14 protein-coding genes are annotated in these 15,618 nt (G+C 64.0%); 9 read left to right on the top strand and 5 right to left on the bottom strand.

Annotation, left to right across the window (positions count from 1 at the left end):
* Positions 1-11: 11 nt before the first annotated feature.
* Positions 12-812 carry an HAD family hydrolase gene (locus RCH11_RS13820; RefSeq protein WP_327057598.1) on the bottom strand — a complete coding sequence of 267 codons (801 nt, stop codon included), beginning with the start codon at positions 810-812 and terminating at the stop codon, positions 12-14.
* On the bottom strand, positions 809-2,074 hold the full coding sequence (gene serS, locus RCH11_RS13815) for a serine--tRNA ligase (protein WP_327057597.1): 1,266 nt from the start codon (positions 2,072-2,074) through the stop codon (positions 809-811). Before serS ends, RCH11_RS13820 begins: the two co-directional genes overlap by 4 nt.
* A gap of 38 nt (positions 2,075-2,112) precedes the next feature.
* Here serS and RCH11_RS13810 point away from each other — a divergent pair, with 38 nt between their 5' ends.
* Positions 2,113-3,093: a diacylglycerol/lipid kinase family protein gene (locus RCH11_RS13810; RefSeq protein ID WP_327057596.1), complete on the top strand. Its 981-nt coding sequence runs from the start codon at positions 2,113-2,115 to the stop codon at positions 3,091-3,093.
* On the opposite strand, the gene RCH11_RS13805 is transcribed toward RCH11_RS13810, so the two are convergent.
* From RCH11_RS13805 to pheA, 3 genes are read right to left on the bottom strand one after another with little or no spacing between them, the layout of a single operon-like run.
* Positions 3,071-3,349, bottom strand: coding sequence for a hypothetical protein (locus RCH11_RS13805; protein ID WP_327057595.1), 279 nt, complete (start codon positions 3,347-3,349; stop codon positions 3,071-3,073). The two genes, RCH11_RS13810 and RCH11_RS13805, sit on opposite strands and share 23 nt — an antisense overlap.
* Complete coding sequence (locus RCH11_RS13800; RefSeq protein ID WP_327057594.1) at positions 3,349-3,789, bottom strand: hypothetical protein; 441 nt, start codon at positions 3,787-3,789, stop codon at positions 3,349-3,351. Before RCH11_RS13800 ends, RCH11_RS13805 begins: the two co-directional genes overlap by 1 nt.
* 34 nt (positions 3,790-3,823) lie before the next feature.
* On the bottom strand, positions 3,824-4,771 hold the full coding sequence (gene pheA, locus RCH11_RS13795) for a prephenate dehydratase (RefSeq protein ID WP_327057593.1): 948 nt from the start codon (positions 4,769-4,771) through the stop codon (positions 3,824-3,826).
* An 85-nt stretch (positions 4,772-4,856) separates the two neighbouring features.
* Between pheA and pgm the strand changes: the two genes are divergently transcribed.
* The 8 genes from pgm to RCH11_RS13755 all read left to right on the top strand — a co-directional run bounded on the left by pgm (position 4,857) and on the right by RCH11_RS13755 (position 15,381).
* On the top strand, positions 4,857-6,482 hold the full coding sequence (gene pgm, locus RCH11_RS13790) for a phosphoglucomutase (alpha-D-glucose-1,6-bisphosphate-dependent) (RefSeq protein ID WP_327057592.1): 1,626 nt from the start codon (positions 4,857-4,859) through the stop codon (positions 6,480-6,482).
* 138 nt (positions 6,483-6,620) lie between these two features.
* Positions 6,621-7,289, top strand: a complete 669-nt coding sequence (locus RCH11_RS13785; protein WP_327057591.1) for a L,D-transpeptidase — start codon at positions 6,621-6,623, stop codon at positions 7,287-7,289.
* Between the two features lie 193 nt (positions 7,290-7,482).
* The gene (locus RCH11_RS13780; RefSeq protein ID WP_327057590.1) at positions 7,483-9,411 is read left to right on the top strand and encodes an MDR family MFS transporter; all 1,929 of its coding nucleotides are present in this window, start codon (positions 7,483-7,485) and stop codon (positions 9,409-9,411) included.
* 187 nt (positions 9,412-9,598) lie between these two features.
* Complete coding sequence (locus RCH11_RS13775) at positions 9,599-10,879, top strand: ABC transporter substrate-binding protein (protein WP_327057589.1); 1,281 nt, start codon at positions 9,599-9,601, stop codon at positions 10,877-10,879.
* An 87-nt stretch (positions 10,880-10,966) separates the two neighbouring features.
* Positions 10,967-11,926, top strand: a complete 960-nt coding sequence (locus tag RCH11_RS13770) for a carbohydrate ABC transporter permease (protein WP_327057588.1) — start codon at positions 10,967-10,969, stop codon at positions 11,924-11,926.
* Entirely contained in the window at positions 11,923-12,789 is an 867-nt protein-coding gene (locus tag RCH11_RS13765; protein ID WP_327057587.1) for a carbohydrate ABC transporter permease, read from the top strand. Before RCH11_RS13770 ends, RCH11_RS13765 begins: the two co-directional genes overlap by 4 nt.
* Before the next feature lie 44 nt (positions 12,790-12,833).
* Entirely contained in the window at positions 12,834-14,282 is a 1,449-nt protein-coding gene (locus RCH11_RS13760; protein WP_327057618.1) for a GH1 family beta-glucosidase, read from the top strand.
* 61 nt (positions 14,283-14,343) lie between these two features.
* A complete protein-coding gene (locus RCH11_RS13755) occupies positions 14,344-15,381 on the top strand; it encodes a LacI family DNA-binding transcriptional regulator (protein WP_327057586.1) in 1,038 nt (345 codons plus the stop codon).
* Positions 15,382-15,618: the final 237 nt, after the last annotated feature.

Genomic DNA, 15,618 nt, shown 5'->3' with positions numbered 1-15,618 from the left:
CCAGCACGTGCTCAGAACGTACGGAACAGCTCCGCGACACCGTCCTCGAGGTCGGTGAGGGTGACCTCGTTGGCAACGGCGAGCACCTCATCCGGAGCCTGTCCCATGGCGACCCCTCGCCCACTCTCGGAGGCCCACCGGAGCATGTCGATGTCATTGCGTCCGTCGCCAACGGCGATCACTCGCGATCGGGGAATGTCAAGCCAGTCGCGCACCCGTTCGAGCGCCGTCGCCTTGTTCACTCCATCCGGGGCAATGTCGAGCCAGGCCGTCCAGCCCACGTTGTAGGTGACCTTGTGCAGGCCCATCTTTTCTACGATCGACAGGAACTCCTCGATCGCATGCTCGGGGGAGATCACGACGACGCGGGTGGCCTGATGCTCGCCCAACTGCTCGAATGGCACTTTCTCGCTCAGCGCGCCGAGGGCCGAATCGGGAAAGAAGCCCGTGTAACGAAAAAAACCCTCCTCGTCTTCGACGGCGTAGCTGGCGTCGCGGAGGCTCTCTCGAATGGTTGCGAGTACCCCCGACGGGTCGAACGAATCGACGGCGACGCGCGAGTAGCCGGTCAGCGCGTCCTCGTCGCGTCCGAGGGTGATGGCACCGTTGGAGCAGACGACATAGCGCGGTGTGAGCTGGAATCGCTCGAGTACCGGAAGGGTCATCGACACGGAACGACCGGTGGCGAGCATGACCTCGTGACCGGCATCCCGCACCCGCTGAACCTCGGCGATCACCCGCGGCGAGACGACCCCGTCTTCGTGCATCAACGTTCCGTCGATGTCGAGCGCGACCAACCAGGGATCGATCACGCGACCGGCTCCATTACTTCCAGCCCACCGAGGTATGGCTGCAACTCCGACGGCACCCGCACCGAGCCATCCGCCTGCTGGTGCGTTTCGAGAATCGCGACCAACCAGCGCGTCGTCGCAAGCGTGCCGTTGAGGGTCGCGACCGGTGTCGTTTTGCCCGATTCGAGGCGGTAGCGGATGTCGAGTCGCCGAGCCTGATAGGTCGTGCAGTTGCTCGTCGATGTGAGCTCGCGGTATTCGCCCTGGGTGGGCACCCACGCCTCGATGTCGAACTTGCGCGCCGCGCTCGATCCGAGATCCCCGGCGGCGACATCGATCACGCGATAGCTGAGGCCACAGGCCTGCAGCATCGATTCCTGGAAGGCGACGAGCCTGTCGTGCTCGGCCTCGGCATCCTCCGGCAGAACATAACTGAACATCTCGAGCTTGTTGAACTGGTGCACACGCAGGATGCCGCGGGTGTCTTTTCCGCCGGATCCAGCCTCTCGGCGATAGCAGGTAGACCACCCGGCGTAGCGCAGCGGGCCAGCCGAGAGGTCGAGGATCTCGTCGGAGTGGAACCCGGCGAGCGCCACTTCGCTCGTGCCGGTGAGATAGAGGTCGTCGGCGGGCAGATAGTAAATCTCGTCGGCGTGGGCGCCGAGGTATCCGGTGCCGTCCATGATCTCGGGGCGCACAAGCGTCGGTGTGATGAGGGGTTCGAAGCCCTCGGAGAGCGCCTTGTCGAGGGCCATGTTCATGAGTGCGATCTCGAGCCGGGCGCCGATTCCGCGCAGGAAGTAGAACCGGCTACCCGAGACTTTTGCGCCGCGGGTCATGTCGATGGCGCGCAGCTTCTCACCGAGCTCGAGATGATCGCGCGGTTCGAATTCGAAGACGGGCTTATCGCCGACCTCCCGAAGCGTGACGAAGTTCTCTTCGCCGCCGGCCGGAACGCCGTCGATGATGGGGTTAGCGATACTTCGCGCCGAGCGGGTGAATTCCGCCTCGGCATCGGCCGCAACCTGGGCGAGGTCTTTCACGCGCGCGGCGAGACCCTGGGCCTCACCGAGCAGGCTGACCTTCGCTTCCCCCGTGGACTGCGCGACCTGTTTACCGAGCGCCTTCTGCGTCGCCCGCAGGGTCTCCGACTCGGAGATCGCTGAGCGGCGTTTCAGATCGGCGTCGACCGCCACGTCGACGAGCCCGTCGGACTCACCTCGCGCGCGCTGCGATGCCTTGAAAACTTCGGGATTGTCACGGAGCAGCTGCGAATCAATCACCCCTCCAGTCTATTGAGCAATACCGTACCGTTGGTCACGTGTCAGCCTCGCCACCGCCCACGGACCGCCACGCCGCCGTCGTGTACAACCCCATCAAGGTCGACCTACCCCGACTCGAAGCCCGGGTCGCCGAGGCGGAGACCGCGGCCGGATGGGGGGCGACCCAATGGCACTCCACCTCGCTAGAGGACGCCGGGCAGAGCGTCACGAGGACCGCGGTCGAGCAGGGAGCGGCTGTCGTGATCGCGGCCGGCGGCGACGGCACCGTCCGCGCCGTGGCGGAGGCGCTGCGCGAGTCAGGTGTGCCGATCGCACTGATCCCGTCCGGCACGGGCAACCTGCTCGCGCGCAATCTCGAACTCCCTCTCACCGACCCGCTCGGTTCCATTCGCACGGCCTTCACCGGCTCCGATCGCCGGATCGACCTCGGCATCGCCGAAATCGAGCGCGCCGATGGCAGCAGAGAACAGCACACCTTCGTGGTGATGGCCGGCCTCGGCCTCGACGCAAAGATGATCGCCCTCACCAATCCAAAGCTGAAGAAAGCGGTCGGATGGCTCGCCTACATCGATGCCGGAGTGCGCGCCATCCCCAACCTCAAGCCGATAAAGCTGCGCTTCAGCATCGATGGAGCGCCCGAGCGAACGACGAGCGTGCACACGATCATCGTCGGCAACTGCGGCTCCCTGCCCGGTGGCATCCTGCTCCTCCCCGATGCGAAACCGGACGATGGCGTGCTGGACATCGCCGCGCTCAAACCCAGCGGACCTTTTGGCTGGCTCAAGGTGTGGAACAAGGTGACCTGGGAGAACGGTGTACTGCGTAAAAGCGCGCTGGGCCGGTCGATCATCGACCTCACCACCGATGTGAAAGACGTGCTCTACTCCACCGGCACCGACCTGCGGATGACGGTGGAGCATCCGCAGGAGTTCCAGCTCGACGGCGACGAGTTCGGCGAGGCCAAATCCGTTCACGCCTGGGTGGACCCCGGCGCACTTACGGTGAAGGTTGCGGCGTAAGTTCCTCGTCTTCCGCTGGCGTCCCTGGCCAGCGGGCCGCGCGAAGGAAGAGCAGGCCGACCCCAGAGGCGAGGCCTACGAGGGCGAGAATGTCAGCAATCCACGACATGGTCTGCGCGAGCACCAATGGCCAGGGCGTGGCGTGTTCGACGTCCGTGAAGCTCTGGACAGTTGTCGACGTGTTCCAACACATCACGATCGCGGCTCCGAGGAGCACCGCGGTCGTGACGATGAGTGCGCGCTCCACACCCTTCATTAGCGCCTCCGCGCCGCGAGGAAAAAGCCGACGCCGACAAGGGCCAGGAAGCCGATGGTGACGAGCGGAGCGGCGAAGGTAAAGGTGAGTGCCTGGGCGAACCGGAAGGACACGGAATCGGGCATTAACCCCTCGGAAGACATACCGATCAGGGTGTACCGGACGGTGAGCCAGGTACCGAGACCGATGAACATGATGCCCGTGATGACGATGATGACGATGTAGGGATTGCGTCGCCGACGAACAGGCTCGTCCTCTACTGGCAGTACATCGGCTACCGGTACATCGGCTACCGGTACGCCGACCGGAGGCAGCCCTACTCGGATCGGCGCACCCGCGCGGCTCGTCTGCGTGAGCGGCATCGGCCCGGCAACCCCGCGGTACCCACGCTGGAACTCCGGCCGATAGCGTGGGTCGATCGACGGCGATTCGCTCTCCATACCGACATCCTCGTCGATTCTCGAGCGATAGTCACTACACCAAGCCGGGACCGATCAGCCCGTCGAGCCAGCCTCGGGCATCGGTGAAGGCCGCGTTGTCGTACCGCGGGCTCACCGTGATGGCGAGCTTGTCGGCGCGGGGATACGACCCGAGGAAGATCACCTTGGGGCTAAAACGCTTGAGACCGAGGAGGGCCTCAGCGACCCGCTCGTCGTGAAGGTGGCCGTCGAGATCGATAACGAAACGGTAGCGGCCGAGGGCGTCTCCGATCGGACGGGAGGCGAGCAGGCTCATGTTGACCCCGCGGGTGGCGAACTGCTCAAGCATCTCAAGCAGGCGGCCGGCCGTGTCATCCGGAAGCTCCACGATCACGCTGGTCTTGTCCGACCCGGTCGGCGCGGGCAGGCGAGTCGTGCGGCTGACGAGCACGAAGCGGGTGACCGCATTCGGATTGTCGCCGATCTCAACGCTAAGCACCTCGAGCGGATAGTGGCCGGTGATTCCGGGGGGCGCGATTGCGGCATCCGCCGTGTCGTCAGCCAGCAGCGATGCCGCCGCCGCAACGTTGGAGGTGGCCGGCAGGTGGCCATGCGCGGGCAGGGTCGCGTCGAGCCAGAGGTGACACTGCGCGTAGGCAACCGGATGCGCGTTGACGACCCGCACATCCGATAGCCGGGTGCCCGGCCGTGCCACGAGCACGAAGTTCACCGGCACGAGGTACTCGCCGATGATGCGGAGGTTCGGGATGTTGGCGAGCGCATCCTGGCTCGCAGTAACGCCGCCCTCGATCGAGTTCTCGATCGCGATCATGGCCGCGATACTGCGCCCCGACACGACATCGTCGAGGGCCTGTCCGATGTTGTTGACCGGCTGCCAGGTCTTGCCGACGGCATCCGTCACCTGGGCGAGCGCGGCCTCCGTGAAGGTGCCGGCCGGACCAAGGTAAGAATAAGTATCTTCGGCGTGAGTCAGATTCGGCATAGCGCCGAGTTTATTGGCTCGCCGCGGGGAAGGAACGACGTCTAACTCCTGCAGGCCGACGTCCCGCGGGTGCAAGACTTGGTGTATGAACGCTCGCGCAGGACAGCCAGCCCAGACCTCTGATCTCGTCGACGTGCACGCGCTGCTCGCTGCCTACTACGAGCGTGTGCCCGACGTGAGTATCGCCGAGCAGAAAGTGGTGTTCGGCACCTCCGGCCACCGCGGTTCCAGCCTGGACAGTGCCTTCAATGAGACCCACATCGCGGCAATTACACAGGCCATTGTGGAGTACCGCGCGGGGAAGGGCATCACCGGTCCACTCTTCATCGGCGGCGACACCCATGCCCTGAGCCGTCCGGCCGAGACCACCGCACTCGAGGTACTGATCGCCAACGGGGTGGAGGCCCTGGTCGACGAGTTTGGCGACTTCGTGCCCACACCGGCAATCAGCCACGCAATCATCAGGTACAACGCTTCGATCGCCCCCGGCGAGCCGCAGGCCGACGGAATCGTCGTGACCCCGAGCCACAACCCGCCTCGCGATGGCGGCTTCAAATACAACCCGCCACACGGTGGACCGGCCGACAGCGACGCCACCAACTGGATCGCGAACCGAGCGAACGAGATCATCGCCGAGGGTAGCCATGCCGTGAAGCGGGCCGAGCCCTCGGGCGTCGGCACCTACGACTTCCGCGGTAACTACGTGAATGACCTCGAGAACATCATCGACGTGGAGGCCATCAAAAAGGCGGGCGTCCACATCGGCGCCGATCCCCTCGGCGGCGCGAGTGTTCACTACTGGAGCGCGATTGCCGAGCGCTATGGACTCGACCTCACCGTGGTCAATCCCGGGGTGGATCCGCAGTGGGGATTCATGACGCTCGACTGGGACGGCAAGATCCGCATGGACCCGTCATCGGCATCCGTCATGGCCAGCGTGCTGGTGCATAAGGACGACTACGACGTGGTGACCGGCAATGACGCCGACGCCGACCGGCACGGCATCGTTACCTCGGATGGCGGGCTCATGAACCCGAACCACTACCTGGCTGTCGCCATCCAGTACCTCTATAGCCATCGCCCGCAGTGGAGCGCGGATGCCGCGATCGGCAAGACGCTCGTCTCGAGTTCCATGATCGACCTCGTTGCCGAATCGATCGGCCGCCGCCTCTGGGAGGTTCCGGTGGGCTTCAAGTGGTTCGTGCCCGGGCTCGTCGACGGCTCCGTCGCGTTCGGCGGCGAGGAATCTGCGGGGGCGAGTTTCCTCCGTAAGGACGGGACAGTATGGACCACCGACAAGGACGGCATCCTGCTCGCCCTGCTCGCGAGCGAGATCATCGCGGTCACCGGCAAGTCCCCCAGCCAGCTCTATGCCGAGCTCACCGCGAAGTTCGGCTCGCCGGTGTACGAGCGGGTGGATGCCGCAGCTTCGAAGGCGCAGAAGGCAGCACTCGGAACTCTCACCGGTTCCTCGATCACCGCCACCACCCTCGCAGGAGAACCGATACTTGCGAAACTGAGTGAGGCCCCGGGTAACGGTGCCGCCGTCGGCGGAGTGAAGGTGGTCACCGAGCATGCGTGGTTTGCGGCCCGGCCGAGCGGCACCGAAGACGTGTACAAGATCTACGCGGAGTCCTTCCTCGGCCCAGAGCACCTCGTACAGGTGCAGCACGAAGCCAAGGCCATCGTGGACGCGGCGCTCGGAGGTTGACTGATCTTCCCCCGGGGGTGCGAGCAGGGAGCCCGGCTGGCAAGTCGCACGAAAAGACTCGGCGGATGCGGTGCCGCCTGGCTCGGACATCTAAGGTTATGGTCTGCTAAGAGATTTGATTGAGTGTGGGGACGACCGATGGAACGTATAGCCAATTTGCGACGGGCCGTTGCAATCGCCGGAGCGACGGCGCTTCTTGTCGTACTTGCGGGATGCAGCGCCGGTATGCGCGACGCTTCGGCGCTCACCGTGACATCCGCACCGAAGCCCACCGCGACTCCCTCTGCAACCCCCGCTGCAACCTCCAGCGCGGCGCCAGTGGCAGCCGCACCGGCTCCGGTCGCGAAAACCGTTGCCGCGCCCGCGCAGCCCGCGACTCCGATCGCGTCGCCCTGCGCCGGAACGCCAGCCGGAGTCAAACACATTTATGTGAGTATCGGTGAGCAGCACCTGTGGGCGTGCACCGGTGACGCACTGCTCATCGACAGTGCCATCACGACCGGCGCATCAGCGATAACGAACGCGCGGTACACGACCCCCCTCGGCACCTCGCACATCACCGGCAAGAAGCGCAACACCGTGCTCGCTGGCAAGGACGTCAACGGCCCATGGAACGATCCGGTCGAATATTGGATGCCCTTCGACGGCGGTATCGGATTCCACGACTCGTCATGGCAGACCTTCCCCTACGGTAGTCCGCTCTACACGACCCAGGGCTCCCACGGCTGCGTCCACGTACCAGTTGCCGTGATCGCCACTATTTTCGACTGGGCACCGGTCAGCACCCTCGTCACCGTCCGGAGCTGATGCAGCCCGCTTGTCAAGCTGACAGTTTGCCTTCTCCATAGGATTTCGTCGAATTTGCGCCGAAACCGACTTGCGAAATGCTTGCCCTGCGTGTAACTTTGCACAGCACGCAAGATTTTGCGCCACTGAAGAACGCTCGTTCTTCAGTGGTGATTTCAGTTAAGTCACCCTTCGCCACACAAATCGAGGATCCATGTCACGCGTCGACGCAGCAACCCGGGCCAAAGAGGTCCACGAGTCCGGGGGGATCATGACCCACCGCCAGATTCTCTTTGTGCTCTACGGCCTGATGGCCGGCATGTTCCTCTCCGCCCTTGACCAGACCGTGGTCGGCACCTCCATCCGCACCATTGCGGATGACTTGAACGGCCTCAGCCAGCAGGCCTGGGTCACCACCGCCTACCTGATCGTCTCCACCATCGCGACACCGATCTACGGCAAGCTCTCCGACATCTTCGGCCGCCGACCGCTGTTCATTTTCGCGATCTCGATATTCATCATCGGCTCCGTCGCGTCGGGCTTCTCCACCTCGATCCTCGAACTCGCCGGATTCCGCGCGATCCAGGGCATCGGTGCCGGTGGCCTCATGGCCCTCCCCCTCGCGATCATGGGAGACATGCTCGCACCGCGCGAACGAGCCAAATACCAGGGCTACTTTCTCGCCGTCTTCGGCATCTCGAGCGTCATCGGTCCGCTCATCGGCGGGCTGTTCGCCGGCGCTCCCTACATCCTGTTCATCAACGGCTGGCGCTGGGTCTTCCTGATCAACATCCCGATCGGCATCATCGCTCTCGCAATGGTGTTGCGATTCCTGCACCTGCCGAAGCGCAGTATCAATCGCAGGGTGCGTATCGACTGGTGGGGGGCGACCACCGTCATCATGGCGGTTGCGCCCCTCCTGCTCGTCGCCGAGCAGGGTCGCGACTGGGGCTGGGATTCTGCGGGATCCGTCGCCTGCTACATCGTCGGAGTGCTGGGAATCATCGCCTTCATCGTCTCCGAACGGCTCATGGGTGATGACGCACTGATCCCACTCAAACTGTTTAAATCGCCCACCTTCTCGGTCGCGACCATCCTCGGCGTTCTTGTCGGGTTCGGTATGTTCGGCGCCATTTCCACCGTGCCGCTCTACTTGCAATTGGTGAAGGGCTCCACCCCGACCGAGAGCGGATTCCAGTTGCTCCCGATGATCCTTGGACTCATGATCTCCTCGATCGTGAGTGGCCAGCTGATCTCCCGCACCGGTCGCTACAAGATCTTCCCGATTCTCGGTACCGGATTCATGGTGGCCGGCTTCCTGATCTTCACCACGATCACAGCAGACTCCAACTACCTCGTACTCGCCAGCGCGATGCTTCTGGTCGGCCTCGGGCTCGGCCAGCTCATGCAGACCCTCACCATCGCGAGCCAGAATTCGGTCGGGCCGCGCGATATCGGTGTTGCGACCTCGTCGTCAACATTCTTCCGACAGGTCGGTGGAACGCTCGGGGTCGCCGTGATCTTCTCCGTGGTCTTCAGCGTGGTCGGCGGCAACATCAAGTCCAACTTCAGCAACAGGGGCACCCTGCGCGCCGCGCTCGACGCCGCCCTCAACCCGGCCGTTGCGAGTGCCCCCAACAACCGGGGCATCATGACGAAAATTTACAACGCCATCGTGGACCCGATCAAGCAGAACCTTCCGGCCCAGGTAGACCTGTCAAACGCAGGAGCACGCCGCCAGGTCGTCGACAGTGTGCTCGCCAGGATTACTCCCGGCAGCACTGGTGGAGGCGGCGCCACCACGTCGCTCGATGGCAACACCTCGTTCCTCAACAATGCCAACCATGCACTCGCTGCGCCGTTCCTCAACGGCTTCTCCGACGCGATGGTACGCGGCTTCTGGGTGAGCCTGATCGTCGTGCTCGTCGCCTTCATTCTGAGCTTCTTCCTCAAGGCCACTCCGCTTCGCCAGAAGTCGGCCATTCAGGAGGTCGCCGACCAGGACGCCGCGATCCTGGCCACGCAGGCGGCCGAAATGATGGGCGCACCACTCGAGCCCGATACGAGTGAGCGTGACACCGACAGTGTGCGGCCCGGAGACGGATCCGCCGACAATCGAGTCGGCGCTTCGCCGAAGCCCTAACGCACCTTACCTCGCTCAAAAGACGGTTCACCAGTATTTCTGGTGGACCGTCTTTTTTCTTGTTGACAGAGTGCATCACGAATGCGTATGGTTAGCGCGACTGTATGGGAGCGCTCCCATGCTCGAAGATGGGAGCGCTCCCATGAGTCTCCCGCATTTCCCTTCCCACGCACACAAAGGAGTGACCGTGAAACTTTCACGACGCACGACCGCCGTTGCCGCCATTGCCGGTGCAGCAGCGTTTGCCCTCATCGCCACCGGATGCTCGGCCGGTGGTGGCACCTCGGCGGCCGAGACCACCAAGCCGATCACGCTGACCCTCGCCACCTTCAATAACTTCGGCTATGACGACGCTCTGCTTGCCGAGTACCACAAGCTCCACCCCAACATCACTGTCGTGCAGAACAAGGCAGCGACCTCGGATGCGGCGCAGATGAATCTCTTCACCAAACTCGCGGCCGGTTCGGGTCTCGGCGATGTCGAGGCCGTCGACGGCGACTGGATGCCCAAGGTACGCAAGTACGGGAATAAGTTCGTCGACCTCGCCTCCGCCGACAACAAGGGCCGCTACTCCAGCTGGAAGACCGCTGGCGGCACCGCGGACGGAAAGCAGATCGGCCTCGGAACCGACATTGGCCCGGAGGCCATCTGCTACCGCTCAGACCTCTTCGCGAAGGCAGGTTTGCCGACCGACCCCGACGCCGTCTCCAAGCTCCTCACCGGCGACTGGAACACCTACTACGCCGCCGGCAAGACCTTCGCCGATGCGAAGACCGGTGCCGCCTGGTTCGACTCGGCCGGAGCCACCTTCCAGGGGCTCGCCAACCAATACAAGAACTTCTTCGAGAAGAGTGACGGCACGGTCGTCGCTGCAACCAACCCCGATGTGAAGGCGGCGTTTGAGTCCGTCTTGAAGGCGAGCTCGACCCAGTCCTCGCACCTCACCCAGTGGAGCAACGACTGGTCGGCCGGCATGGCCAACGGTGCCTATGCGACGATGCTGTGCCCGGCATGGATGCTCGGAGTGATCCAGGGCGATACCCCCAAGGCGACCGACTGGAAGATCGCCAACGTGTTCCCGAACGGCGGAGGGAACTGGGGAGGCTCATTCTTGCTCGTTCCCACCCAGGGCAAGCACACCGCTGAAGCCAAGGCTCTCGTCGACTGGATCACTGCGCCGGCCCAGCAGATCAAGGCGTTCAAGGTCGCTGGCACTTTCCCGAGCCAGGTCGCGGCATACACCGACCCCACCCTCACGGGCGCGACGAACGCCTTCTTCAACAATGCGGCGATCGGAAAGATCTACATCGATCGCGCCAATGCGGTGAAGGTGACCCCCTTCAAAGGCACCCAGTACGGATCCATCATGACTGCCGTGCAGAACGGTCTCACGCGAGTGGAGACCGGAACGCAGTCCGTCTCGGACTCCTGGACCCAGGTAGTCACCGACATCAAGGCGCTCGGCTAGGTCGTCGAGCACCACCCGGGTCGCCCGATTCCGCGGGCGACCCGGCCCTCGTAGGCAGCAGTATTTCGTACCTCTAGGACTCGCACCATGACAACCTCCACGCTCCGGGTGGCGCAACGCACACCTCGCAGGATCGCCTTCAGCCAGAAGCTTGGTCGCTGGGACATCCGCTTCTCGCCCTATCTCTACATCTCGCCGTTCTTCCTGCTCTTCGCCGTCGTCGGCCTGTTCCCGCTGCTCTACACCGGCTGGGTATCACTCCACGCCTGGGACCTCATCGGCGGCCAGGGCGCCTTCATCGGCGGTGACAACTTCTTCTGGGTTCTTCAGCAGCAGAAATTCTGGATTGCCCTTCGCAACACCTTCAGCATCTTCCTGCTCTCATCGGTGCCGCAGATCATCATCGCCCTCGTGATTGCGGCGGTGCTCGACACCAACCTGCGAGGCAAGACGTTCTGGCGCATGGGAGTACTGCTGCCGTACATCGTGATGCCCGTGGCGGTCTCCCTCATCTTCAGCAACATGTACGGCGACAAGTACGGCCTCGTCAACACGCTGCTCGGGTACGTCGGAATTCCGGGCATCCAGTGGCACTCGAATCCTCTTGCGAGCCAGTTCGCCATCGCCACCATGGTCAACTTTCGGTGGACCGGATACAACGCTCTTATTCTTCTGGCAGGCATGCAGGCCATCCCTCGGGACTATTACGAAGCGGCGACCATCGATGGGGCTGGAGCGCTGCGTCGCTTCTTCTCGATCACCGTGCCGCAGTTACGGCCAACGCTCATCTTCGTGATCATCACCGCCACGATCGGCGGCCTCCAGATCTTCGACGAACCACGCCTGTTCGACCAGTACGGCACCGGCGGCGCTAACAGCCAGTGGCTCACTCTCACCATCTACCTCTACAACCTCGGCTGGGGCCAGCTCAACTTCGGCCGTGCCGCCGCGGTCGCCTGGCTCCTGTTCCTGGTGATCGTGCTGATCGGACTCGTGAATCTCGGCATCACCCGCCGGATCGCCAGCAACGAAGGACGAAAGTCATGACCGTCTCCTCCCCTCTTCGACCACGCGGGCGCTTCCTCACGATCGGCCGACCGAGCCCGATCGTCTACGCATTCCTCGCGGTCGTGATGTTCGCGTCGGTGTTTCCGCTTTACTGGTCGTTTCTCATCGGCAGCGGGGACTCCTCGACGATCAACGACCCGAACATGTCGTGGTGGCCGGGAGGTAACTTCATCGCCAACGCGGCATCCGTCATCAACAACGAGAGTGTCAACTTTTGGAAGTCGCTCGGCAACAGCGTCATCGTCTCTACCGTCGTCTCCGCATCGGTCGTCTTCTTCTCCACCCTCGCCGGCTACGCATTCGCCAAGTTGCGCTTTCGTGCCAAAAGGGGCCTGCTGGTGTTCGTTATCGCCACCACCGCCGTACCAACACAGCTCGGAGTTGTGCCCCTCTTCATCGCGATGTCGGCGTTCGGCTGGACCGGCACGCTCGGCGCGGTAATCGTGCCAGCGCTCGTGAGCGCCTTCGGGGTCTTCTGGATGACCCAGTACATCAGCCAGGCGCTGCCCGACGAGCTGGTGGAGGCCGGCCGTATCGACGGCGCCAACATGTTCCAGACCTTCTGGTACATCGGGCTGCCGTCCGCCCGGCCGGCGGCGGCGATGCTTGCACTGTTCACCTTCATCACCATCTGGACCAACTTCTTCTGGCCGTTCATCGTGCTGAATGCGAGCAACCCCACCCTGCCGGTGTCGCTCGCGACGCTGCAGGCCAACTATTTCATCGACTACTCCATCGTTCTTGCGGGAGTGCTGCTCGCCACCCTCCCGCTCATCGCGCTGTTCGTGCTCGCGGGACGGCAGCTGGTGGCAGGGATAATGCAGGGAGCCGTAAAAGGATGACAAGCACTCGGATGACAAGCACTCGGATCACAAGCACTGAAGGGATGGCCCTCATGACCATCGACACCGCAGCACTGGCCACGACAACCAGAAGCGCCCGCGCGTTTCCGCCGGACTTCCTCTTCGGAGCCGCGACGGCCGCCTACCAGATCGAGGGAGCGGCCCACGAAGACGGCCGCACCGATTCGATCTGGGATGTCTTCTGCCGCGTTCCCGGCGCGGTCGTGCGCGGCGACAACGGCGAGGTCGCCTGCGACCACTACCACCGCTTTGCGGATGATGTGGCGCTAATGGCCGACCTCGGGTTGCAGGCCTACAGGTTTTCCACCTCCTGGTCGCGGGTGCGTCCGGACGGTGGGCACGTCAACAAGCAGGGTCTCTCCTTCTACTCGAAGCTGGTGGATCAGCTGCTCGAAAAGAACATCACACCGTGGCTCACGCTCTATCACTGGGACCTCCCGCAAGCGCTCGAGGAGAAGGGCGGCTGGGCCAACCGGGACACCGCCTACCGTTTCGCTGAATACGCCGCGACCGTGCACGATGTGCTCGGTGACCGCGTGGAGTCCTGGACCACTCTCAATGAGCCGTGGTGTGCATCCTTTCTCAGCTATATCGGCGGAGAACATGCGCCGGGTCGCCAGGACGTGCCCGCCGGGCTCGCCGCCGCGCATCACCTGCTGCTCGGTCACGGACTCGTCGTACAGGAGCTCCGCAAACGCGACCCCAGCCTGCAACTGGGTATCACGCTCAACCTCACGGTGGCCGACCCGGTCGATCCGTCCGATGCCGGGGACCGTGATGCCGCACGACGTATCGACGGCCAGTTCAACCGGTTCTTTCTCGATCCGATCTTCCGGGGCGAGTACCCGCACGATGTGCTCCAGGATGTTGCAGGCAACGGATTCGAGGCCGTCGTGCACCCCGGAGACCTCGGGATCATTTCGACTCCGATCGATGCCCTCGGCGTCAACTACTACCACGGTGACTTCGTGAGCATGCGGCCCGGCGCGGACGAGACATCCACCGCCGCGCCATCCGAACGACCCAAGCGCTCGCCGTTCCCCGCTGCGGACGGTGTGCACTGGCGCTCACGCGGACTGCCGCTCACCGCGATGGACTGGGAGGTGCAGCCGGAGGGACTCACCCGCCTCCTGCGCCGGGTATACGACGAATACAGCGGCCCACTTGGAGTCGCCCTCTCGGTGACCGAAAACGGTGCGGCCTATGACGATGTGGCCAACGCGGATGGTTCGGTCGACGATGTCGACCGCCGGGACTTCCTCACCGCTCACCTCGACGCCATTCTGGATGCCGTCGATGGCGGAGTGCCAGTGAAGGGGTACTTCTACTGGTCGCTGCTCGACAACTTCGAGTGGGCCTGGGGCTATGACAAGAGATTCGGCATCGTACGGGTGGACTACGAGACCCAGGCGCGCACCCCGAAGGCCAGTGCCATCGAGTACCGTCGCATCATCGGCGAACGCGCCCTCTAGGCGCATTCGGACCACCCGGCAGCACTGGCAACACTTCGGCTACTGGCTAGACTTCGGGCAGATGACAATCACGCCGTCGGCACGACGCGTCGCTCCGACCCTCGAGGCCGTTGCGGCGGCCGCTGGCGTGTCCCGTTCTACCGTCTCCCGGGTGGTCAACGGATCGAGCCAGGTGAGTCCCGAGGTGCTCGCGGCCGTGCAAGGCGCGATCCGCGCCCTCAACTACAGTCCCAACCGAGCCGCGCGGTCCCTCGCCAATAATCGCACTCTCGTGATCGCGCTAGTGATCCCGGAGGAGGCAAGCCGGTTCTTCGGCGACCCGTACTTCGCGGCGATCGTGCAGGGCATCACCCGTGAGCTCGACAACAGCGACTATGTGCTCACCCTGCAGCTGGCGCAGTCCCGGCCGAGCGAGAAGACCATCCGCTATCTCACCGGCGGCAACGTCGATGGCGCGCTCGTGGTGTCCCACCACTCCGACAACGCGTTTCTCGAGACGCTTCAGGAGACCATGCCGGTGGTGTACAACGGTCGGCCGATGCGTTTCGACACTGTGCGAGCACCCACTCAATCGGCCTACTTCGTGGATGTCGACAACGCCGCCGCCGCCGCCCGCGGCACGCAATACCTCATCGATCGCGGCCGGGAACGCATCGGCATCATCGCCGGGCCGCCCGACATGCCCGCGGGTACCGACCGGGCCGAGGGATCCCTCCGCGCGCTCTCGACGGCGGGTCGCAGCATCGAACGTGTGGCATACGGTGACTTCTCGCAGGTGAGCGGAGCTCGCGCCATGCGCGAACTCCTCGACCGCTTCCCCGATCTCGATTCGGTGTTCGTGGCGAGCGACCTCATGGCCACCGGCGCCGTCTCCGTGCTGCGCGAGCGCGGCCGCAGCGTACCGGGGGATGTCGCGGTGGTGGGGTTCGACGACTCCCCGGCGGCCTCGAGTGGCGACATCCAGCTGACCACCGTCCACCAGCCTTCCGAGGCCATGGGCGCCAAGATGGCGCAGATGATGCTGAGCCTGCTGCGGGGCGAACCCGTGGAGCACCAGTGCATCATGGAAACGCACATTGTGGAGCGCGATAGCGCGTAGTGGTCGCTCGCGCAGCCTCCGGGCCCAGCACGTCCGACCCCAGGTGGCCGCCAGGCTGGCCGCTCCAGACAAGCTCTCCCTTCGAAAACTCCATGCACGCTCGGCAACACACCGGGCTGCGACGTCGAAACGCCGTACCTTTCCCAGGCGAGCATGGATTTCTGAACGGGGACCGTGCGGGCCGGGGGACGGCCGATCCCGCTCGGCGTCATTGGGGCGAACCCCAGGATCACTCCG

It is taken from the genome of Glaciihabitans sp. GrIS 2.15, assembly GCF_035984695.1.
Classification (GTDB): Bacteria; Actinomycetota; Actinomycetes; order Actinomycetales; family Microbacteriaceae; genus Lacisediminihabitans.
This window is presented reverse-complemented; position numbering and strand designations above follow the sequence as displayed.